This window comes from Clostridium sp. KNHs216 (genome assembly GCF_006714885.1).
GTDB lineage: Bacteria > Bacillota > Clostridia > Oscillospirales > Acutalibacteraceae > Caproiciproducens.
Genome location: NZ_VFMF01000001.1, coordinates 814,202 through 836,220, shown reverse-complemented (window position 1 = coordinate 836,220; position 22,019 = coordinate 814,202). Strand labels below are relative to the sequence as shown.

At 51.8% G+C, this 22,019-nt stretch carries 18 protein-coding genes; all 18 read left to right on the top strand.

Going from position 1 to position 22,019, the window contains the following annotated elements:
* The first annotated feature begins 22 nt into the window (after positions 1–22).
* Complete coding sequence (locus LY85_RS04095) at positions 23–1,423, top strand: relaxase/mobilization nuclease domain-containing protein (protein WP_141825567.1); 1,401 nt, start codon at positions 23–25, stop codon at positions 1,421–1,423.
* 282 nt (positions 1,424–1,705) lie between these two features.
* Positions 1,706–2,179: a MarR family winged helix-turn-helix transcriptional regulator gene (locus LY85_RS04090; protein WP_141825566.1), complete on the top strand. Its 474-nt coding sequence runs from the start codon at positions 1,706–1,708 to the stop codon at positions 2,177–2,179.
* 65 nt (positions 2,180–2,244) lie between these two features.
* Positions 2,245–2,496: a hypothetical protein gene (locus tag LY85_RS04085; RefSeq protein WP_243122476.1), complete on the top strand. Its 252-nt coding sequence runs from the start codon at positions 2,245–2,247 to the stop codon at positions 2,494–2,496.
* 66 nt (positions 2,497–2,562) lie between these two features.
* Positions 2,563–2,961, top strand: a complete 399-nt coding sequence (locus tag LY85_RS04080) for a metal-dependent transcriptional regulator (RefSeq protein ID WP_141825564.1) — start codon at positions 2,563–2,565, stop codon at positions 2,959–2,961.
* 188 nt (positions 2,962–3,149) lie between these two features.
* Positions 3,150–4,493 (top strand): MFS transporter, encoded by a 1,344-nt coding sequence (locus LY85_RS04075; protein ID WP_141825563.1) that lies wholly within the window; start codon positions 3,150–3,152, stop codon positions 4,491–4,493.
* A gap of 499 nt (positions 4,494–4,992) precedes the next feature.
* A complete protein-coding gene (locus LY85_RS04070) occupies positions 4,993–5,418 on the top strand; it encodes a sigma factor-like helix-turn-helix DNA-binding protein (protein WP_141825562.1) in 426 nt (141 codons plus the stop codon).
* Between the two features lie 585 nt (positions 5,419–6,003).
* Positions 6,004–6,267 (top strand): DUF6870 family protein, encoded by a 264-nt coding sequence (locus tag LY85_RS04065; protein ID WP_141825561.1) that lies wholly within the window; start codon positions 6,004–6,006, stop codon positions 6,265–6,267.
* 84 nt (positions 6,268–6,351) lie between these two features.
* Positions 6,352–8,025 (top strand): recombinase family protein, encoded by a 1,674-nt coding sequence (locus tag LY85_RS04060; protein ID WP_141825560.1) that lies wholly within the window; start codon positions 6,352–6,354, stop codon positions 8,023–8,025.
* An 823-nt stretch (positions 8,026–8,848) separates the two neighbouring features.
* A complete protein-coding gene (locus tag LY85_RS04050) occupies positions 8,849–11,068 on the top strand; it encodes a collagen-like protein (RefSeq protein ID WP_279230986.1) in 2,220 nt (739 codons plus the stop codon).
* A 548-nt stretch (positions 11,069–11,616) separates the two neighbouring features.
* Complete coding sequence (locus tag LY85_RS04045) at positions 11,617–12,804, top strand: exosporium glycoprotein BclB-related protein (RefSeq protein ID WP_347562405.1); 1,188 nt, start codon at positions 11,617–11,619, stop codon at positions 12,802–12,804.
* 97 nt (positions 12,805–12,901) lie between these two features.
* Positions 12,902–14,011 carry a glycosyltransferase gene (locus LY85_RS04040; protein WP_141825558.1) on the top strand — a complete coding sequence of 370 codons (1,110 nt, stop codon included), beginning with the start codon at positions 12,902–12,904 and terminating at the stop codon, positions 14,009–14,011.
* 9 nt (positions 14,012–14,020) lie between these two features.
* Positions 14,021–15,109: a glycosyltransferase gene (locus LY85_RS04035; protein ID WP_141825557.1), complete on the top strand. Its 1,089-nt coding sequence runs from the start codon at positions 14,021–14,023 to the stop codon at positions 15,107–15,109.
* Between the two features lie 118 nt (positions 15,110–15,227).
* Positions 15,228–16,001: a glucose-1-phosphate cytidylyltransferase gene (gene rfbF, locus LY85_RS04030; RefSeq protein WP_141825556.1), complete on the top strand. Its 774-nt coding sequence runs from the start codon at positions 15,228–15,230 to the stop codon at positions 15,999–16,001.
* The gene (rfbG, locus tag LY85_RS04025) at positions 15,983–17,086 is read left to right on the top strand and encodes a CDP-glucose 4,6-dehydratase (RefSeq protein WP_207705542.1); all 1,104 of its coding nucleotides are present in this window, start codon (positions 15,983–15,985) and stop codon (positions 17,084–17,086) included. The genes rfbF and rfbG overlap by 19 nt, the downstream gene beginning before the upstream one ends.
* Positions 17,087–17,104: 18 nt before the next feature.
* Positions 17,105–18,871 carry a thiamine pyrophosphate-binding protein gene (locus LY85_RS04020; protein WP_141825555.1) on the top strand — a complete coding sequence of 589 codons (1,767 nt, stop codon included), beginning with the start codon at positions 17,105–17,107 and terminating at the stop codon, positions 18,869–18,871.
* A complete protein-coding gene (locus LY85_RS04015; RefSeq protein ID WP_185741089.1) occupies positions 18,858–19,553 on the top strand; it encodes a GNAT family N-acetyltransferase in 696 nt (231 codons plus the stop codon). Before LY85_RS04020 ends, LY85_RS04015 begins: the two co-directional genes overlap by 14 nt.
* 13 nt (positions 19,554–19,566) lie before the next feature.
* Positions 19,567–20,676 (top strand): DegT/DnrJ/EryC1/StrS family aminotransferase, encoded by a 1,110-nt coding sequence (locus tag LY85_RS04010; protein ID WP_141825553.1) that lies wholly within the window; start codon positions 19,567–19,569, stop codon positions 20,674–20,676.
* A 1-nt stretch (position 20,677) separates the two neighbouring features.
* Positions 20,678–22,003, top strand: coding sequence for a lipopolysaccharide biosynthesis protein RfbH (gene rfbH, locus LY85_RS04005; RefSeq protein WP_207705541.1), 1,326 nt, complete (start codon positions 20,678–20,680; stop codon positions 22,001–22,003).
* Positions 22,004–22,019: the final 16 nt, after the last annotated feature.

Here is a 22,019-nt window from a genome sequence, read left to right as displayed (position 1 = left end):
TCGAGGAAAGGAGGAAACGCACATGGCAACTACCCGCCTTATGACCCGTCACACGGGAAGCAGCATGACCATTATGGAAACTTTAAAGGACGGTTTTGACTACGGGAAAAATCCAGATAAGACCCGCAACGGCGATTTTATTCTTGCCTATGAATGTGACCCCGCTACGGCTGACGCAGAGTTTTTACTCTCCAAAGCAAAGTACAAAGCTATCACAGGGCGGGAACAAAAACGGGAGAATGATGTGCTGTACTATCAAATCCGACAGGCGTTCCCGCCCGGTGAAATAGATCCCGAATCCGCTCTTAAAATCAGCTATGACCTTGCCTTGCGCTGGACGAAAGGCCGACACGCCTTTTTCGTGGTTTCCCATGCTGACCGTCCCCACCCTCATTGCCATATTTACTACAATTCCACCTCGCTGGACTGTACCCGGAAATTCCGGGATTTTATCGGCTCGGCCCGTGCGGTACGGCGGCTCTCCGACCGGATATGCCTTGAAAACGGACTCTCTGTTATAATCGATCCCAAACGCCATAACAAGGGAAAATTCAAGCATTACGGGGAATGGCTGGGCGGTCAAAAACCCCCCACCTTTCAAGAGAAATTAAAGGCACAGATTGATATTTGTCTTGCAACGAAGCCGCCGGATATGGACACCTTTTTACAGGCAATGGCGGCGGCTGGTTATGAAATCAAGCAAGGGCGCGGCGGCACAATCAGCTTCCGGGCAGAGGGCCAGGAACGCTTTACCCGGCTCCGTGCTTCTACGCTTGGCAAGTGCTACGGGCAGGAGAATATACAAGCGGCGATTGATGGAAAAGCCGCTCCGCAGGAACGGCGTAAGGTCAATCTGATTGTGGATATTCAATCCCGTATGAAAGCCGGAAAAGGCCCGGCCTTTGAACACTGGGCAAAGGTATTCAACCTCAAGCAGATGGCGGCGGCCCTACAGTATTTGCAGGAAAACGGTCTGATGGATTATACGAATTTAGAGCAAAAGGCCGCAGAACTTACCGAACGTTTCCATACGCTTTCATACAGCATAAAAGCCACCGAAGCCGCTATGCGTATCAATGCAGAGCTAAAGGCGGCGGTGGTAGATTATGCGAAAGCCCGGCCTGTGTTTGAGGGGTACAAAGCGGCGAAGTATAGTCAGAAATATCTTGTCGAGCATGAAGCGGATATTGCCGTCTATCGTGCAGCACAGGATACATTCCGGCGTTTACTGTCCGGGGCGAAGCTCCCCAAAATGGATACGCTCAAAACGGAGTTTCAGCGGTTGTCGGCCGACAAGAAAAAGGCTTACCGGGAGTATCGGGAAACCAAAAAAGCAATGCAGGAAATTGTAACTGTGAAAAGCAATATAGACCACCTATTCGGCCTGACGGACGCACAGAAAAATAAGGAAATAGAGCGATAGTGAACATGACGCAGCATGAGGTGCAACGCACCGACTTCGGGCCAAGTTGGCCCGAAGTCGCAGGGTTTGGGGAAGGCACTCCCCAACAAGCAATTTTTGAGTTTACCCTCAAGGGAAAATCTCAAAAATGTGCAAGTGTCAATACACTTGCCCTGCTTGCTGTTTAGCGGAAGCGGGCTTTTTAAGTCTTTCGCCTACTACATGTCATCTTGTTTTATGCTATAACAGTTATCAATTCAATATGGACTTGACAAAAGCGTATAGCAACCATATACTATTAGCATGGATAAAGTTATAAACAACAAACATAAAATTGCATACGATTCTCTGCATTTAGCGCTTGCCTTGGTTGATCTAGATAAAAAGACTCGTTACTACGGGACGGATGTACCGATTTTTTACTCTGAAATACATGTAATAATGGCTATTGCCGAACATCCCGGCATTCATGTGGGTGGTCTAGCCGATATTTTAGGAGTAACAAAAGGGGCTGTTTCCGAAATTCTCAAAAAGCTAGAGAGAAAGGCTCTGGTTATAAAGGAAATCGATGATCTTAATTTATCTAGATATTCATTGAATTTGACGGAAAAAGGTAAAAAAGCTCATAGCAACCATATGTACTATCATTCTATTTTAAACAGTATGGTTGAAGACGAGCTACAAGATGCTTCCGAACATGAATTAGAATTTTTATCAAACTTTTTGACGTCTCTGATGAAAAAGGTTAAAACTTTCAATGAAAATTTTGATGAATAAAAATTTTACACAAGTGTATGGTTGCTATACACATTTTCACTACACTTAAGTTAGGAGGTGCTAACATGAAAAAAATTAAACCATCAAAATCATATATGGCGTCTGGCAATGGTGGGGCTAGTAAGCAGAGATATAAACACAAAATATCTGAAGCTGATGAAAGGAGTTTATGGGTTATCTATAATTCTTTAGCCTCATGCATTTCCTTTTCTTTTTATCCATATGAATACCCAATGTTTCCACAAGTAAATCCTTTTGACAATAAGTTGGAAAATAATAAAACTGATGAACTCTTAAAAAGCAAGATGAATAAATAATTATATCAAAGTGTATAGCAACTATACACATTTTATCTATGATTAACGTAAGGAGGATCAACAGCGGTGTATCAAAATAAGCGTTATCATTTTGGGAAAAAACTTAGTCCCTCAAAGGAGGAATATTTAAAAGCCATATATAAGTTATCTGAAAAAACACAAGCAGTACGTTCAATTGATCTTGCTGTTTATTTAGAAGTTTCAAAGCCAAGTGTTAATAATGCTGTGACTATATTACAAGAGGAAGGATTAGTTGTTAAGCCTTTACGTGGCGAAATACACCTCACTGATGAAGGGCATAAACAAGGGCAGATTATTTCAGCTAAGTTTCAATTAATAAAACAATTATTAATTACCTGTTGCAATGTTAATGAGCGGACAGCAAGTGAAGATGCTTGTAAAATAGAGCATCTTATTAGTGATGAAACTGCTTTTGCTCTAAAAAAATATTTTAATCAAGTGTAAAGAGGTGTTCCTCGAACAATAAAAGATTGGAAAGGTAAGGTTCCATATCAAGTTGTCCGGATGGGCATTGATTTTCATAAACCTATTGCCAAAGTGTTATTTTCATTATTCTAAACGGTGCAATAGGGGGGCTGATACGACGATTAATATTAAAAAAAAATATAACATTTTAAGGAGAAATAATACGAATGAATCAAGTAAGCAACAAACACGAAAAGAACCTATATTCATATTCAAAAAAATCTACTCCAATAATGCTGATAATAGGAATTTCATTTATCGCGGCAAACCTACGAGCGCCTTTAACGTCGGTTGGCCCTTTAGTCAGCTTAATCCGAGATAGCTTGGATATTTCAAACACATTAGCAGGGATGATTACCACCCTCCCGTTATTCGCCTTTGCTCTGTTTTCACCTCTTGTACCCGGAATGGCCCGCAGATTTGGAACAGAAGTGGTGTTGTTTTGGTCGGTTATCCTCCTTACAATAGGAATTTTATTGCGTTCATGGTCTGGGAGCTTCGGTTTGTTTTTGGGAACGGCAATTCTCGGATTATCAATTTCAGCAGGCAACGTATTAATACCAAGTTTAATTAAAAAGGAATTTCCAAGGCAAGTTGGGGTTATGACAGGTGTCTACTCCGTCTCTATGAATGTCTTTGCAGCACTAGCCTCTGGTATAAGTATTCCTTTAGCAGTCGGTTTGGGATTAGAATGGGCCGGAGCATTAAAGATCTGGGCGGTACTTAGCTTTGTATCCATAATGCTTTGGATTCCTCAGTTAAGAAGAAAAAAACAAGAAATATCCATTGTCGAGGAAATAACTAATATTAATATCACAACAGATACATTTGAACTGCATGAAGAAATTGATGAAATAAATATTGTGCAGGAACCTGTTATTAAAAAGGTCAACATGTGGAAATCGCCCCTGGCATGGCAAGTCACTTTGTACATGGGATTGCAATCGATGGTGTTTTATTGCATGGTTGCATGGTTACCTGACATTTTAATTCAACAGGGCATGAATTCAAGCAAAGCTGGTTGGATGCTTTCCCTTATGCAATTAGCTCTGATTCCTATGACCTTTGTTGGCTCTGTTCTTGCGGGCCGTAAGGCCAGTCAACGGTCATTAGTGACGGTTGGTTCCGTATGCGTCATCATAGGGCTTTTAGGACTGCTTCTGTTTGGAGGGTCAGGATTTGTGTTTTTATGGATAATCATATTAGGGATTGGGGGAGGTTTTACTTTTAGCCTGTCTATGATGTTCTTTAGCCTGCGGACAGACAATGCAGATGAAGCCGCAAGGCTATCTGGCATGGCTCAATCTATCGGTTATCTTCTTGCCGCTTTTGGACCGATGTTCTTTGGATACCTGCATGATACTACCAGGAACTGGGCAATGCCACTTATTATTCTTATTGGAATTGCCGGTATATGCTTGCTCACCGGATTAGGGGCATCACGTGATTTATACGTTAGCACAGCCGTAAACAATAACGTTACACCTGAATTTTCTTCTGATTTAGATTAATAAAACAAACTATAGACGTTGATAAAGCTACGTATGTAAATACGTTCTGCCCATCTATTTTAATTAAGACATATAGACTGACGGTTTTGCAAAATAAAAAAAACCGCATTATCGGCAGTCGGATTTCTATACTCATTTTTCTATAACATACCGAAGAGCGGTTTTGGATAGGAGATTCATATGTGTCCTAAGCCGCTTTTTGTTATCCATGAGGGGCCGTCACGTTACTGTGACGGCTGGCTGTAGCAGAAGTTTTCTTCCTAAATGGTTTTAAAAAATCGCATCAATTTATGGCCGCCCATTGCGGCCATTTTTTATTCGACACCTTTCGCGCAATTATGCGTAAGGGTGTTTTTTTATACCATTTTTCCCGTAATCAAGCATGGGACAAGTCCTATCACTTCGGGTCAACTTGGCCCGAAGTCCAGCCTCGCTGTCGCTCTCCTCCCCTCCATTTCGATTCACTGTTTCCTAGAAAATCGAATTGGAGGAACGCCATATGGCAAAAATCAATCTGCGGGACTTTTATCCGTTTTATAATTCAGACTTTTTTGTTGAGATACCCAACGAAATAAAGGACGCTTTGCTAGAAGCAGAGCGGTTGGAGAAGAATTATATTCGCCGCCGATTCTATAACAAAGCCCACTATTCACTGGACGCTGACGATGGAATCGAAAAGAATATTCTTTTTGTATCCCTTTCCCCTTGTGAGATTTACGAACGTAAAATCACTGCCGAACAACTACGATCCGCAATCGCTTCCCTACCGGACACGCAGGGAAAACGGGTTTACGCCCACTACATACTAGGCGTGAGTAAATCCGAGATTGCACGGGCAGAGGGTGTAAATGAAAAAGCGGTCAGAGTTGCTATTGAGAAAGGGTTAAAAAGCATGGAGAAATTTTTAAAAAAACTTGATTTTTGATTCCGAATCTGCCTTTCAAATCGCATGACTATTAGAAGGAGTTTTTTCTCCATCTGCTGTTCTTTGACAACTGAATACCGATAACCCGGATACGTTTAATCAAAAGGGAGCCAAGCCGCAGGGTACGCCAAGATCGCCCGTTGAAAGGAGGAAAGACCAAACGGAGCGTGAGCGATTCCTACCAACTGTGATAAGGCAGATATGGCAATCTGCCCGGCGATAATCTTTTGATTGATATAATGATACTTACGGTTTGAACGCTTCACAGCATTGACCGTCGCGCCATCAGCATGGGGCGGGGTGAAATTCCCATGAGGGCGGTTGCCGCCGCCCGTCCGAGTTATCATTTTTATATATAAGGAGTGCTGCGCCGATTTTTTCTGTCTTACGACAAGCCGACTTATAACGGCGCGGTATTCTCCCCTGTGATGATGAATGGAGATTTAAACTTCGGGACAACTTGGCTCGAAGTGTGAGGAAAGATTAACAGCCATCACTTTTGCTGATAAAAGTGGTGGCTGTTTGTGTTTCCTCATAGGACAATCAGAGAAATACATATACATGGAAAGGAGGGGGCGATTGTGATTGAAGAAACGTATCCCAATTTCAGAGTTGGCAAACGTGGACATAGAATCAGTAAACAAAGAGGATTTAGTTGACGTTAGCGGTTTTACCTTTGATAATACTGTGCCGCAGGAGCAACGAGCGGCACATATTGTAGCGGCGGTTAAAAATCCTTATTGTTTTCGTGTAGGCGATATGGGCGTAAAGCTGGAGTTTTCAGAGAATGCTCCTCCTTTGCAAGATGTGTTTGCCGGCTTCCTCAAACGCAAGAAAAGTGGCCTGTAAAGCCAGTTTGCAGGCCGCGACAACATTGTTCGCATTATGCTGAAATGGTATAATATAGGTGTAATGTGATAGGAAGGAGGACACATGGCACGAACAAAAAACAGGGGTTTTGAGGAAAAAATATCAACACTTCAAATTGTCCGCTGGAAACTTGGCGAATATATCCGCTTATCCAAGGAGGACTTAAACCGTGGAAAAGACGATAGCAACAGTGTTGTCAATCAAAAGGCGTTGCTTGATGATTATTACCAACAGCACATAGACGAGTTTGAAAGTGTTCAGCCGCCCTATGTTGATGATGGGTACACCGGGACAGACACCAACCGGGATAGCTTTCAAAAACTGCTTTCCGACATATACGCAAAAAAGGTAAACTGTGTTATAGTCAAAGACCTTTCCCGCCTTTCCCGTAACTATACGGACGCAGGGAGTTTGATTGAAAATCTGTTTGTGCAGATGAATGTGCGGTTTATCAGCTTGGCAGAGGGCATTGACAGCTACTTGAACCCGGACAGCATTTCTAACCTCATTGTGCCGATTACGAATGTTATCAACGACAATTTCTGCTACCAGACTTCAAAGAAGATACGACAGGTATTTGATATGAAGCGGCGCAACGGTGAGTTTATCGGTGGCTTTGCCGCCTATGGGTACATAAAGAACCCAAAGGATAAAAACGCTTTAATCGTTGATGATGAAGCCGCCGAGGTTGTAAAAAACATTTATGAATGGTTTTTGGACGGTACGAGCAAAAACGCCATAGTGCGAAGTCTCAATGAGCGTGGCATTTTGTGTCCGTCTGAATACAAAAAAAGCAAGGGCTTAAACTACCAAAATCCGAGCGGTTCAGAAAGACCGCTATGGAGCGCAAAGACGATAAGCGACATTTTGAAAAACCGTCTTTATATCGGAGATATGGTACAGGGTCGCCAGCGTGTGAAAAGCTACAAGATACATACGCAGGAACAGGTTCCAGAAAACGAATGGTATATCGTGGAGAATACCCATGAGCCAATCATAGAACGGCTCATCTTTGAAAAAGTGCAGGAGTTGCTAAAGCGTGACACCCGTACCGCTCCGCAGAAAAAGAAGCTCTATCTGTTCAGTGGCTTTCTCCGTTGTGCCGATTGCGGTAAGGCTATGAGCCGCAGTCAAGTAAAAGGCACGGTGTACTATTTCTGCCGAACCTACAAAGACCAATCAAAAACAGCTTGCACCAAACATTCCGTGAAACATAACCGGCTGGAAGCGGCTGTCCTGTATGCCATTCAGCAACAGGTATATCTTGCGGTACACTATGCAAACACTTTGGAATATATCAGCACGGCTCCGCTTCAAAAAAGCCAGTCCATACGGATTGAAGCATTGATAGACGCAAAAGAAAAAGAACGCTCCAAAATCATGCGTTACAAGCAATCCATTTATCAGGATTGGAAAGACGGAGAGATCACTCATAGCGACTACCGTCATATGAGCGAAGATTACGAACAGCAAATAGCCGCTTTAGGCGAAATTTTGAAAAACCTCCATTCAGAGCGTGAGGAATTGCAAAATGGCATTACCGCCGAAAGTCCTTGCTTAATAGTTTTTAAGAAGTTTGAAAATATCGACAAACTGACAAGAGAAGTTTTGGTTGAGCTTGTAGACCATATCAAGGTACATGAGAACGGCAACATCAGCGTGAAGTTTAAGTTTGCTGACGAGCTACGCCGGGTAATGGAATACATAGAAATCAACACCCAAGAAGAAGCGGTTTAGTAGACCGCTAATAAAAAGGCAGTTTGTTTTCCTAATATGACCGGGTCAACAGGTCCGACCGGCCCAACGGGTGACACAGGTCCTACCGGCCCAACAGGTCCAACTGGTCCGACGGGTCCCACCGGCCCGGCTGTTGCTCTGCTGGGAATCCAGGCACAGCTTCTTGGTGATGGTGTAGGAACAGTTGCCGACGGAGACAATGTAATCTTTGATACGCTCACAACTGACGTAAGCCCCAACATCACCTATAGTGCGGTAACTGGTGAATTTACGATTACCGCCCCCGGAAATTATTATGTAACTTGGTGGGTGGCAACGGATGGTGCAGAAGCCGCTACGACTATATCCTTTGCAGTAGAGTTAAATGGTGGAGGCGGTGTCCTTGGATCGTCCCCGATCGTAACAGGGCAGCTGAATGGAAGCGTATTGGTAACCGTGGGAGCAGTCCCGGCTACTATTGCACTTACCAATGTCACTGGAGCGACCGTTGGTTTGGCGGCGACACCTGTTCAGGCCAATATTGTTATCACAGAGGTAAGTCTGTAAAGAGTGACTTGTTGTGCAAGATAGTATTGGAGGATTTTAATTGAGCAATATAGCGCTACAGATAGAACGCACAACAGGCGGTTCAGTGGCGGTTGCGGCTAATGTGGTTTTTGACAGCGTAGTTTATTCGGCAGGAAATGTAAGTTATAACCCGGCAACCGGAGTAATCACTTTTAATGAAGCGGGAAGATATGAGATAAATTGGTGGGTAGCCTCCCAATCCTCTCTGTCAGCTAACGGGATAGTATTTGCGCTTTCTTCTTCACAGGGAGATCTTTTGGAAGGCAACTCACCGCTGAAAACGGGAGAAGTTGTAGGGTTTGGAATTATCGATGTAGTCGCGGCACCAGTGACAGTGTCGTTGGTAAATGCCAGCACACAGGTGATTTTCTATGCGCCTATGGTGCCGTTGACCGCGACCCTCGTCGTAATTGAGGATGATATTGTTACTCCCACCGGTCCCACAGGCCCGACTGGTCCAACCGGAGCAACCGGACCTACGGGAGCAACCGGAGCCACAGGCTCCACAGGTGCAACTGGAGATACCGGTCCGACGGGAGCCGTTGGCGCAACCGGCCCAACAGGCCCAACGGGAGCAACCGGAGACACCGGTCCAACAGGCGATACAGGAGATACCGGTCCGACAGGAGCAGTTGGCGCAACCGGCCCGACCGGCCCGACAGGACCAACCGGGGACATCGGCCCGACAGGAGCTACAGGTGATACGGGCCCGACAGGAGCAGTTGGCGCAACCGGGGATACCGGCCCAACTGGCCCGACAGGATCGACTGGAGACACCGGTTCAACAGGCGATACAGGAGATACCGGTCCGACAGGAGCAGTTGGCGCAACTGGCCCTACAGGTCCAACCGGAGCAACCGGGGATACCGGCCCAACAGGCCCAACGGGAGCAACCGGAGACACCGGTCCAACAGGCGATACAGGAGATACCGGTCCGACAGGAGCAGTTGGTGCAACTGGCCCTACAGGCCTGATAGGTCCAACAGGAGCAACCGGGGATACCGGCTCAACAGGCCCAACGGGAGCAACCGGAGACACCGGTCCAACAGGTGATGCTGGAGATACAGGTCCGACAGGAGCGGTTGGCGCAACCGGTCCCACAGGTCCCACAGGCGCGACCGGGAATACCGGACCGACAGGCCCAACGGGAGCGACCGGAGACACCGGTCCAACGGGTGATGCTGGAGATACAGGTCCGACAGGAGCGGTTGGCGCAACCGGTCCCACAGGTCCCACAGGCGCGACCGGGGATACCGGACCGACAGGCCCAACGGGAGCGACCGGGGATACTGGCCCGACAGGTGATACTGGAGATACAGGTCCGACAGGGGCAGTTGGCGCAACCGGCCCGACAGGCCCAACAGGAGCAACTGGAGATACCGGCCCGACAGGTCCCACAGGTGCAACCGGGGACACCGGTCCAACAGGTGATACTGGAGATACAGGTCCGACGGGAGCAGTTGGCGCAACTGGCCCTACAGGCCCGACAGGTCCAACAGGAGCGACCGGGGATACTGGACCGACAGGCCCAACGGGAGCAACCGGGGATACTGGCCCGACAGGTGATACAGGAGATACAGGTCCAACAGGCGATACTGGAGATACAGGTCCGACAGGGGCAGTTGGCGCAACCGGCCCGACAGGTCCAACAGGAGCAACTGGAGATACCGGCCCGACAGGTCCCACAGGTGCAACCGGGGACACCGGTCCGACAGGCGCTACAGGTGATACGGGCCCGACAGGAGCAGTTGGCGCAACAGGCCCAACAGGCCCAACGGGAGCGACTGGGGATACCGGTCCGACAGGTGATACTGGAGATACGGGCCCGACAGGAGCAGTTGGCGCAACAGGCCCAACAGGCCCAACGGGAGCGACTGGGGATACCGGTCCGACAGGTGATACTGGAGATACAGGTCCGACAGGGGCAGTTGGCGCAACCGGCCCGACAGGTCCCACAGGTCCCACAGGTCCCACAGGACCAACCGGAGATACCGGACCCGCAGGAGCAGTCGGTGTTGCAGGGCTAAATGGCGATGCTGGCGAGACCGGACCCACCGGCCCAACCGGTACTTCTTTAACCGTAAACTCCATGAGTGCACAAAACACCACCGGTGGCACGGTTGCTGTGGTTTTGGGCGGTACTACAATACCACTTCCCAACAATCAGAACTTGGATAGTTTCACTGTCAATGGAGGAAATACAATCTTTACCGTTCCTATTACGGGCACTTATATGGTAACTTACCAGGTTAACGTCACCGCGGGACTGCTTGTGTCCACTCAGGTACTCCGAAACGGCACGGCGATTCCCAGCTCTGTTTTCTCTCCTCTCGCTTCCGTCTCAGCTTTCAGCGCTACCACCATTGTTTCGCTGACCGCCGGAGATCAGCTTCAGCTTCAGTTTTTCGGCTTTCTGGGCGCGGCGACGCTTCAGGGCGGTGCAGGCGCCACCCTTACTGTAATACGTCTTGCCTGATTCCCTTTGTACGGGAGCATGCCTTTTCCGGCATGTTCTCGCACAGTTTCCCAATGTAAACGACCCAGCGGGTCCGAAGGTCCCGCTGGTCCGCTGTCGCTTTGCTGGAAATTCAGGCACAGTTTCTTGGCGGTGCAGGTATGATTTCCGACGGAGAGAATGTGATTGTTTTAGTAACCGCGGGAGCGGTCACAGGCGTTATTGCACTTACCAATGCCACTGGAACGACCGTCGGTTTGGCGGCACCTGTTCAGGCAGTTATCACAGAGGTAAGTCTGTAAAGAATGCCTCATAGTATTGGAGGATTTTAATTGAGCAATATAGCACTTCAGATAGAACGTACAACAGATGGTTCAGTGGCGGTTGCGGCTAACGTGGTTTTTGACAGCGTAGTTTATTCGGCAGGAAATGTAAGTTATAACGCGGCAACCGGAGTAATCACTTTTAATGAAGCGGGAAGATATGAGATAAATTGGTGGGTAACATCCCAATCCTCTCTGTCAGCTAATGGGACAGTGTTTGCACTTTCCTCTTCACAGGGAGATCTTTTGGAAGGCAACTCACCGCTGAAAACGGGAGAAGTCGTAGGGCTGGGAATTATCGATGTAACTGCAGCGCCCGTGACGGTGTCACTGATCAATGCCAGCACACAGGTGGTTTTCTATTCGCCGATGGTGCCGTTAACCGCGACCCTCGTCGTAATTGAGGATGATATTGTCACTCCCACCGGCCCGACAGGCCCTACTGGTCCGACCGGTCCGACAGGAGCAACTGGCGCCACCGGCCCGACTGGTGCAGCCGGAGCCACAGGCCCGACAGGAGCGACCGGAGATACCGGCCCGACGGGCCCAACAGGTCCGACTGGTGCAATTGGTGCAACCGGCCCAACAGGAGCGACCGGAGATACCGGCCCGACGGGCCCAACAGGTCCGACAGGGGCAATCGGAGCCACAGGCCCGACAGGAGCGACCGGAGATACCGGCCCGACGGGCCCAACAGGTCCGACAGGGGCAATCGGTGCAACCGGCCCAACAGGAGCAACCGGAGATACGGGCCCGACGGGCCCAACAGGTCCGACAGGGGCAATCGGTGTAACCGGCCCGACAGGAGCGGCTGGAGATACTGGCCCGACAGGTCCTACAGGAGCAGCCGGTGCAACAGGCCCAACCGGCCCGACAGGTCCAACAGGTCCGACTGGAGATACCGGTCCGGCTGCCGGTGGGGCGATTGTCCCCTTTGCATCGGGAACGCCGGTAAGCATGACATCTATTGCAGGCGGCTTAGCCGGAACCCCCGCATTTATTGGCTTTGGGACTTCCACTGCAGGATTAACCATACTTGGAGCATCAATCGATCTGACGGGTGGTCCCGGCATCGGAGTCAACGAGGCGTTTTCGGTCCCGCGTGACGGCATAATCACTTCCGTTGCGGCCTTCTTCAGTACGACGGCAGCGCTGAGTTTGGTAGGAACAACAGTAACCATCAATGCGCAGCTGTATGAATCGACCACACCGGACAATACGTTCACACCGATTGCCGGTACGCTGGTTACTCTGGCACCTGCCTTGACTGGTGTTCTCGCCCTTGGTACCATATCCAGCGGAATCGTGACAGGGCTGAGCATCCCGGTAACCGCGGAAACGCGCTTGCTGATGGTTTACTCTATTACCGCTGTAGGGCTTACGCTTATCAATACAGTTGCCGGCTATGCAAGTGCTGGTGTGACCATCGCTTAAACGCGTCTCGCAAAAAAAATAATCAATATTGTGATCGTTTGGCCTTTCCGAAAGGGGGGACCAAACGATTTACATACTTACTGAAGAGGGTGAGAAATTGAACCGGTATAAAATCTGTGTTTATGCCATTACAAAAAACGAGGAAAAGTTCGTCGACCGCTGGATGGACGCGGTCAGCGAGGCGGACCTGGTGGTTGTAACTGACACAGGTTCCACGGACAGAACGGTGGAAAAGCTCCGCGAAAGAGGGGCCGTCGTCTATGTGGAAACCATCAGCCCCTGGCGATTCGACGCGGCGAGAAATCTGGCTATGGACCATATCCCTGAGGACGTGGATATCTGCGTTTCCAATGATCTGGATGAAGTGTTTGAACCGGGTTGGAGGGAGAAGCTGGAAAACGCCTGGCTCCCTGTCTATACACGCGCAAGGTATCTGTTTACATGGAGCCGCAACAGCGACGGAACATACGGCAAGCAGTTCACAATGGAGAAAATTCACCGGCGGCACGGCTTCCGGTGGGTGCATCCGGTCCATGAGGTTCTGGCCTACAGCGGCGAGGACCCGGACAGAACAGTGTGGGTCCCCGGCCTGGTGCTGAACCATTATCCGGATGTCAGTAAACCCAGAAGCCAGTACCTGCCCCTGCTTGAGCTGTCGGCTAAGGAGAATCCTCAGGACGACCGGGTCGCCTTCTGGCTTGGCCGGGAATATATGTATAAGGGAATGCTCGACAAAAGTATCGAAACACTGAGCAATTACCTGAAGATGCCCACCGCTCTCTGGAACGAGGAGCGGTGCGCCGCCATGCGCTTTATAGCAAGCTGTTATCAGGCAAAGGAAGATAAAAACGCGGCCCGCCTGTGGCTGTTCAGGGCGATTGCCGAATGCCCGACGATCAGGGAGCCCTATCATCAGATGGCCCAGCTCGGGTACCAGATGAATGACTGGCCCCTTGTCTTTTTTATGGTCAGCGAGGCGCTGAAAATCACGGAAAAATCGGGCAGCTATCTGTTTGAGCCTGCCGCGTGGGGATATTCGCTGTACGACCTTGGGGCGATCAGCGCTTACCGGCTGGGACTGTACCGGTTATCCTGCGATTACGCTGTCCGGGCGTGCGAACTGCAGCCGGACGACGAGCGCCTGAAAAAGAACCTGGAACTGATTAAGCTGAAGCTTCCCGAGGCTCAGCCGGACCCGAAGGTTTGAGGTGATCTTTTGAAAAAATATCGAATTTGCGTGTATGCGATCTGTAAGAATGAGGAAAAGTTTGTCGACCGCTGGATGGATTCCATGGGGGAGGCGGACGTGGTTGTTGTGACGGACACGGGCTCCACCGACGGCACCGTTGAAAAATTGAGGGAGCGCGGCGCGGTGGTGTACACGGAAGAAGTAAAGCCGTGGCGGTTCGACGTGGCACGCAACCTGTCCCTCGATCATGTTCCCGAAGACGCCGATGTCTGCGTGTGCACCGATCTTGACGAAGTATTTACCAAAGGGTGGCGCGACTGCGTGGAAAAAGCGTGGCAGCCCGACACCTCCATGGGAAAATACCTTTACAACTGGAGCCTGAAAGAGGACGGCACGCCCGACGTGCAGTTCAGCTACTTCAAAATCCATGACAGGCACAGCTACAAATGGGCTTATCCCGTTCACGAGTGCCTGAAATATGTCGGCACCGGACCGGAAAAAATCATCTACATTACCGGAATGGAGCTGAATCACTACCCGGATGCGGGCAAATCCAGGGGATCCTATCTGCCTCTGCTCGAGCTTGCGGCGAAGGAAACGCCTCAGGACGACCGCGTGGCGTATTACCTTGGACGGGAATATATGTACAAGGGCATGTGGAAAGAATGCATTGCGGAATTAAAAAGGCATCTGGCGCTGCCGTCCTCCATCTGGAAAGAGGAACGGTGCGCGTCCATGCGCTGGATCGCAAAGTCCTACTTCGGCCTTTCCGATCTGACGGAGGCTTTCGGCTGGTACTGCCGCGCCATCGCGGAAGTACCCTATATGCGCGAACCCTATGTGGAGTGCGCCCAAATGGCCTATCGGACATCAAACTGGCCCATGGCGTACTATATGGCGACGGAAGCGCTGAAAATCAAGCAGAAGTCCATGGTCTATGTCAACATGGGATACGCGTGGGATTATACGCCGGATGACCTGTGCGCAATCGCCTGCTACCGGCTCGGCATGTACGGGGAATCCCTTGCCCACGCAGAGGCGGCGCTGGCGTTCAGCCCCAAGGACGAAAGGCTGAAAAACAACCTCAGGCTGATCGAGCTGAAAGCAAATCATTAAAAGGGGCGCGGGGACAGCTTTTCAGCAGTGGTAAACGCTCCAATATTCGCATATATAAATAAAAACAGGGCATTGACGAAGGAAAACCGCAGTTTTGCACAGAAAGACGGGTGCAGGTATGAAGGTAGTCATTCTTTGCGGAGGAAAAGGCACGCGTATGCGGGAGGAGACGGAATTCCGCCCCAAGCCCCTGGTGGAGGTGGGCGAAAATCCGATTATCTGGCACATTATGAAAACCTATTCCTATTACGGGATCAACGATTTCATTCTGTGCGTGGGGTACAAAGGCGATATGATCAAGCGGTATTTCATGGAAATGCGGTGGCGGAACAATGATTTCACCGTAAAGACGGGAACTCAGGAAGCCGTGGAATATCATACCGCCGGGGAAGAGGACTGGAACGTTACGATTGTGGACACCGGGGCGGAAACGCAGACCGGCGGACGGATCAAGCAGATCGAGAAATATATTGACGACGATGAAGATTTTATGCTGACGTACGGCGACGGGCTGAGCGACGTCAATATCCGCAAGCTCTATGTCTATCATAAAAAAACCGGGAAAATCGCGACTCTGACCGGCGTGAGCCCGAACTCTCCTTTTGGGGTGATCGAAACGCAGGACGGGATCGTGACCGCGTTTAAGGAGAAGCCGGTATTGGAGGACACCATCAACGGCGGCTATATGGTCCTGAACCGCAGGGTGTTTGAATATCTGCCGGAAGAGGACTGCGCTTTTGAGCAGGAGCCTCTGCACAGGCTTGCCCTTGACCACGAGCTCGCCGTTTACAGGCACGGCGGCTTCTGGACGGCGATTGATACTTACAAGGATGTGGAAAGGGTCAATACGCTATGGAAAACGGGGGAGACGCCATGGAAAATATGGAAATAGACCTGAGCAGAATGTTCGGGGGCTTTTACCGCGGGAAAAATGTGCTGGTCACCGGTCACACGGGCTTTAAGGGCTCCTGGCTTTGCCTGTGGCTTTATTTACTGGGCGCAAGGGTGGTCGGCTATGCGCTGGACCCTCCGGCGGAAAACGGCAACTTCAGCCTGTGCGGGCTGCGGCGCAGAATGGTGGATATCCGCGGGGATATCCGTGACGGGGCAAGACTTAAACAGATTTTCGACCTATACGAGCCGGAAATCGTGTTTCACCTTGCCGCTCAGCCCATTGTCCGCCGTTCCTATGAAATCCCGGGCGAAACGTTTGAGACCAATATCATGGGAACCGTGGAGGTACTGGAAAACATCCGGCTTTCCCAGACCGTAAAAACGGGCGTGATCGTTACGTCCGACAAATGCTATGAGAACAGGGAGCAGCTCTGGGGCTACCGGGAAGGGGACGCGTTGGGCGGGTATGATCCGTACAGCGCCAGCAAGGGCTGCGCGGAGCTTGTTACAGCCGCGTACCGGAGCTCCTTTTTCAGTACCCGCCCAGGGAAATGCGTCTCTACCGCGCGGGCGGGAAACGTGTTCGGGGGAGGGGACTGGGCGGAAGACCGGCTCGTTCCCGACTGTATCCGCGCCCTGCAGTCGCACAGCCCCATTATGCTCCGGAATCCCGAGTCCGTCCGGCCGTGGCAGCATGTTCTGGAACCGCTTTACGGCTATCTTCTGCTGGCGTATCAAATGGCGGAGAAGGGGTCGCGGTACACAGGGGCGTGGAATTTCGGCCCGGATGCGGACTCCGTTGTCCCGGTCGGCCGGCTGGCCGACGAGCTGATCTCGCTGTGGGGAAGCGGGGAATGGGTGGACTGCTCGGAATATACGTCCCTGCATGAGACCGCTATGCTGAGCCTTGACTGCACCAAAGCAAAAACATTTCTTGGGTGGAAACCCCGTATGAACCTGAAGAAAGCATTGGAATATACCGTGGAGTGGTACCGGGATTACCGCAGGGAGGACGTTTACTCCCTCTGCAGAAGGCAGATCGCCTCTTACTCCGCGGCGTGCATGGAAGCGGCTCCGGACTGACGGGGAGGTGAGGCTGCTTTGAAACTGTCCGATTATATTGCGGAGTTTTTGGCGGAATACGGCTGTACTTATGTGTTCGGCTATCAGGGCGGTGCCGTGACCCATCTGGTGGATTCCCTGTACCGGCGCAGCGACCTCCGGTTTATCGCCGCCTGCAACGAGCAGGGGGCCGCTTTTGCCGCGGAGGGCTACGCGAGAGTACGCAACGACATCGGCGTGGCGGTCGCGACCAGCGGCCCCGGCGCCACCAATCTGATCACGGGGATCGGCAGCGCGTATTTCGATTCCATCCCGTGTCTTTACCTGACCGGTCAGGTCAATACCTATGAATATAAGGGGGACCTTCCCATCCGGCAGAGGGGCTTTCAGGAAACCGATATCGTCAGTGTTGTCACGCCGGTTGTCAAATACGCCGTGCGCATCACGGACCCCCAAAAAATCCGTTATGAGCTGGAAAAGGCGGTACATATCGCCAATTCCGGCAGGAAGGGCCCCGTTTTGCTGGATATCCCGATGGATGTCCAGCGGGCGGAGGTGGAAACCGGCGCTCTTGCGGGATACGAAGAAGCCGTGGAAACAGCTGACTCGTTCAGCCCCGAAAAGGTTGTGGAGTATTTCCGGCGCGCCCGCAGGCCGGTTCTGCTGGCCGGCGGCGGGGTGCGGCTTTCCGGCGCTCAGGAGCTTTTCAGCCGTTTTGCCGAGACGACGGGAATCCCGGTGGTCAGCTCGCTGATGGGTCGCGACGCATACGACGGCACCCATGACAATAATTTCGGGATGATCGGTGTGTACGGCAACCGCTGCGCCAATCTGGCCATTGCCAACAGCGACCTGATCCTCGCGCTCGGCACAAGGCTGGACACCCGCCAGACCGGCACAAACGTGAGCAGCTTTGCGCGCGAGGCCCGGCTGATCCGGGTGGATATTGACGGGAATGAGCTGAGCAGAAAAGTTAAAGAGGATGAGGTTGCCATTGCCATGGACGCGGGGCGGTTCCTTGCGGAAATGCGTGGACACATCCACCAGATACCCGCCGGGGAGTATGCTTACGGCCCGTGGATCGAGCGCGTCAAGGGCTACAGGAAGCGTTACCCGTTCGTGGAGAAGCCGGAAATGCCGGACCCCAATTATATCCTTTCCCTGATTTCCGCCATGACGGAGGAAAACGACATCCTCTGTCTGGACGTCGGGCAGAACCAGATGTGGGCGGCGCAGTCCATGACCGTTCGGAAAGGACAGCGGATGCTGATTTCCGGGGGAATGGGAGCGATGGGCTTTTCCCTGCCGGCGGCGATCGGCGCAAGCTTTGCAAAGCGGAGCGGGGGAGCCGTCCTTTCCATCAACGGGGACGGCGGACTGCAGATGAACATTCAGGAGCTGGAGACCGTCAAGCGGAACCGGATTCCCGTGAAGATCATCGTTATGAACAACCGCTGCCTTGGGATGATCCGCCATTTTCAGGAGCAGTATTTTGAAAACCGCTTCTGCGCCACCGTGAAGGATTACGAAGCCCCGGACTTTTGCAGAATTGCAAAGGCCTACGGCATCGCGGGTGTCCGGGTGGAAACGCCGGAAGAGCTTTTCGCCGTCCGGCCCCTGCTGGAATCCAACGACCCCGTCCTGATCGATATCCGGCTCGAACAGAATACGCAGGTGTGGCCGAAGCTGTCCGTCAACCGGCCCGTTGAAGATCAGGAACCGCTGCTGCCGCGCACGGAGCTTGCGGAAAATATGCTGATCAGACTCTATGACGGCGGGGGAGAGAATGACGATGCGCCATTATAAAAAGTATGTGAAAAAAACGCTGGACGCGGTCAAACGGATCAGCCCCTACGAGCCGTTTCTCTATCTTCCCATCTGCGACCGGCACGGAATCATTCAGGGGTACCTGCGTCCTATCACCAAGGAGTACCGCTATGCGATTCCGGACTGCGCCGCCCTGTTTGCCGGATGGCGCAATGAAAATTCCCATATGTCCCCGGCTCGGTTTGAAGCGACCGCTGAAAGCACCGAAAAATGGCTGAACGGGATTATTGCGCGGGAGGACCGGGTTCTGTTCCTGATTGTAGCTGCGGACGGCGCGAGGGTGGGGCATATCGGCTTTTCGTCTTTCGACTGCCGCCGCCGCTCCTGTGAAATCGACGCCGTCATCCGAGGAGTGAAAATCGGGTATCCGGGGATGATGACGTTTGCGCTGAATACGCTGATCCGCTGGGGACTCGGCAAATTAAAGCTCCGGCAGGTGCGGCTGCGCGTACTGTCCGACAATACGCGGGCAATCGCCTTTTACAGGAGGAACGGCTTTGATCCGTCGGGGGACATTCCCCTTTACCGGGCTTTCAACTCACAGGGCGAATCTTGGTCGGAATCGAAAGCCAAACGCCACCAGCGGGCGGAAAAGCATTATATGCAGATGAAACTCGATATCAAAAAATGGAAGCGGCAGAACGATACCGTTTCCATTTGAAGGAGGATTTGCCTTGGGGAAAAAAATCAGCTTTGCGGGGCCGTCCATTACGGAAAAAGAGGTGGCCTACGTCACGGACGCGGTCCGGAACGGATGGTATGAAAATTTCGACGGGTACATCAGAAAGCTGGAAAGAGCGTTTGCGGATTACGTCGGGGTCAAATACGCCATTGCGACCCACTGCTGCACCCATGCGCTGCACCTTGCCGCGGCCGCCGTAGGGCTGAAAGCGGGGGACGAAGTGATCGTCACCGATTTCAGCTGGGTGGCGACGGCGTATGCCGTTTCCTATACCGGCGCGGACTGCGTTTTTGTGGACATTGACCCCGACACCTGGACGATCGATCCGGCATGTATCCGAAAGGCCGTTACGAAAAAGACAAAGGCCATCATGCTGGTGCACACGTTCGGGCACCCTGCCGAAATGGATGAGATCATGAGTATCGCGAAGGAATACGGCCTTTTTGTCATAGAGGACGCCGCGCCCGCCGTCGGCGCGCAGTACCACGGAAAGCCGGTCGGCGGCTTCGGAGACGTCGCCTGCTTCAGCTTTCAGGGCGCAAAGATGACGGTCAGCGGGGAGGGCGGCATGCTTCTGACCGACAACGAGGATATCTACCAGCGCGCAAAGCTTCTGGCAGACATGGGCCGTACCGACCGCGAGGCCGTTTTCTGGTCGGACCTTCTGGGCTTTGAATATGTCATGAGCAATGTTTCCGCATCGCTCGCCCTTGCACAGCTGGAACGCGTGGAAGAGCTGATCGAGAAAAAAAGGCAGATTTTCAACTGGTACGATACCCGCCTGAAAGAGGTGAAAGGGCTGAAAATCGTCAGGGAAAAGCCGGGCTGCAGAAGCAATTACTGCTATCCTTCGCTTCTGCTCGAGGATTCGGTAACGGCGGACAGGGACGAAATCCTTGCCGGGCTAAGGAAGCTGAATATCCATGCGCGTCCCGGGTTTCCGCAGATGAGCCGGTTCCCCGTCTACAAACAGCGCTTTGAAAACCCGGTTGCCGCGCTTGTGGAAAAACGCGGGATTTCCCTGCCCTCTGCGGCCAATCTGGAGGAGGACGATATTGATTTCGTGTGTTCCAGCCTGACGGGGCTGATGCAGGGGGGCTGATATGGAGGAGCGTATGGAAGCGGAGCAAAAGCTCCGGCAGGAAATCCTCGACCGTGTCGCCCGTATTTATGAGCTCAGGGAACAGGACAGACCGTTTGTCCCGGGAAAAACAAGGGTGCATTATTCCGGCAGGGTATTTGATGAAAAGGAAATGCAGGCCATGGTCGACAGCGTGCTGGACTTTTGGCTGACGCTGGGGCCGAAGGGCAAAGAGTTTCTCACACAGTTCCTTTCCTATACCGGGATGCGGTACGGACTGGTGGTCAATTCCGGGTCGTCCGCCAACCTGGTCGCGGTCGGGGCGCTGTGCTCGCCCCGGCTGGAAAACCCGCTCAGGCCGGGGGACGAAGTGATTACCCCGGCGCTTGCCTTTCCCACTACGCTGAATCCCCTCCTGCAAAACGGGCTTGTCCCCGTCTTTGTCGATGTTGAAGAGGGTACCTATAATCTGGACGCCGGTCTGCTCGAAGACGCACGATCGGACCGTACCCGCGCGGTTGTGCTGGCCCACACGCTCGGCAATCCCGCGCAGATGGACGCGGTCATGGACTTTGCGCGCCGCTATGATCTCTATGTCATTGAGGACACCTGCGACGCGCTGGATTCCCGTTATGACGGGAAGCTCTGCGGCACCTTCGGCGATTTTTCGACCTACAGCTTTTACGCCGCCCACCATATCACCATGGGGGAAGGGGGCGCGGTGCTGACCAACCGGCTCGACCTGTACCGTCAGGCCCTGTCCCTGCGCGACTGGGGGCGGGACTGCTTTTGCCAGACGGGCGAGCAAAATCCCAACGGTGCCTGCGGCCACCGGTTCGACCACACCTATGAAAGCCTGCCGTACGGCTACGACCACAAATATGTATACGGCAATATCGGCTATAACCTGAAGCCGCTCGACATTCAGTGCGCCATGGGGATTGAACAGCTGAAAAAGCTGCCGTCCTTCAGCGAAAAGCGGAAGCGGAATTTCCGGCGGCTGTACGGCGCGCTGGAAAAATATCAGGACAGCTTTTTTCTGCCGCGCTCTCTGCCGAAGGCCGACCCCTCGTGGTTCGCTCTGCCGCTGACGGTCAGAAAGGAAGCCGCGTTTACCCGCAGGGACATTGTCCGGTTTCTGGAGGAAAACCAGATCGAAACGCGGATGCTGTTTGCGGGGAATATTTTACGCCACCCCGGCTACCGGAATATCCGGCACCGGATCTGCGGCAGTCTGGAACACACGGACGATGTTCTTCTCAACACCTTTTTTATCGGCGTGTATCCGGGGCTGAGCGACGAAATGATCGAGTATGTTATCCGGACGATCGACCGGTTTATGTCATAATTTCAGCCGGGACCGG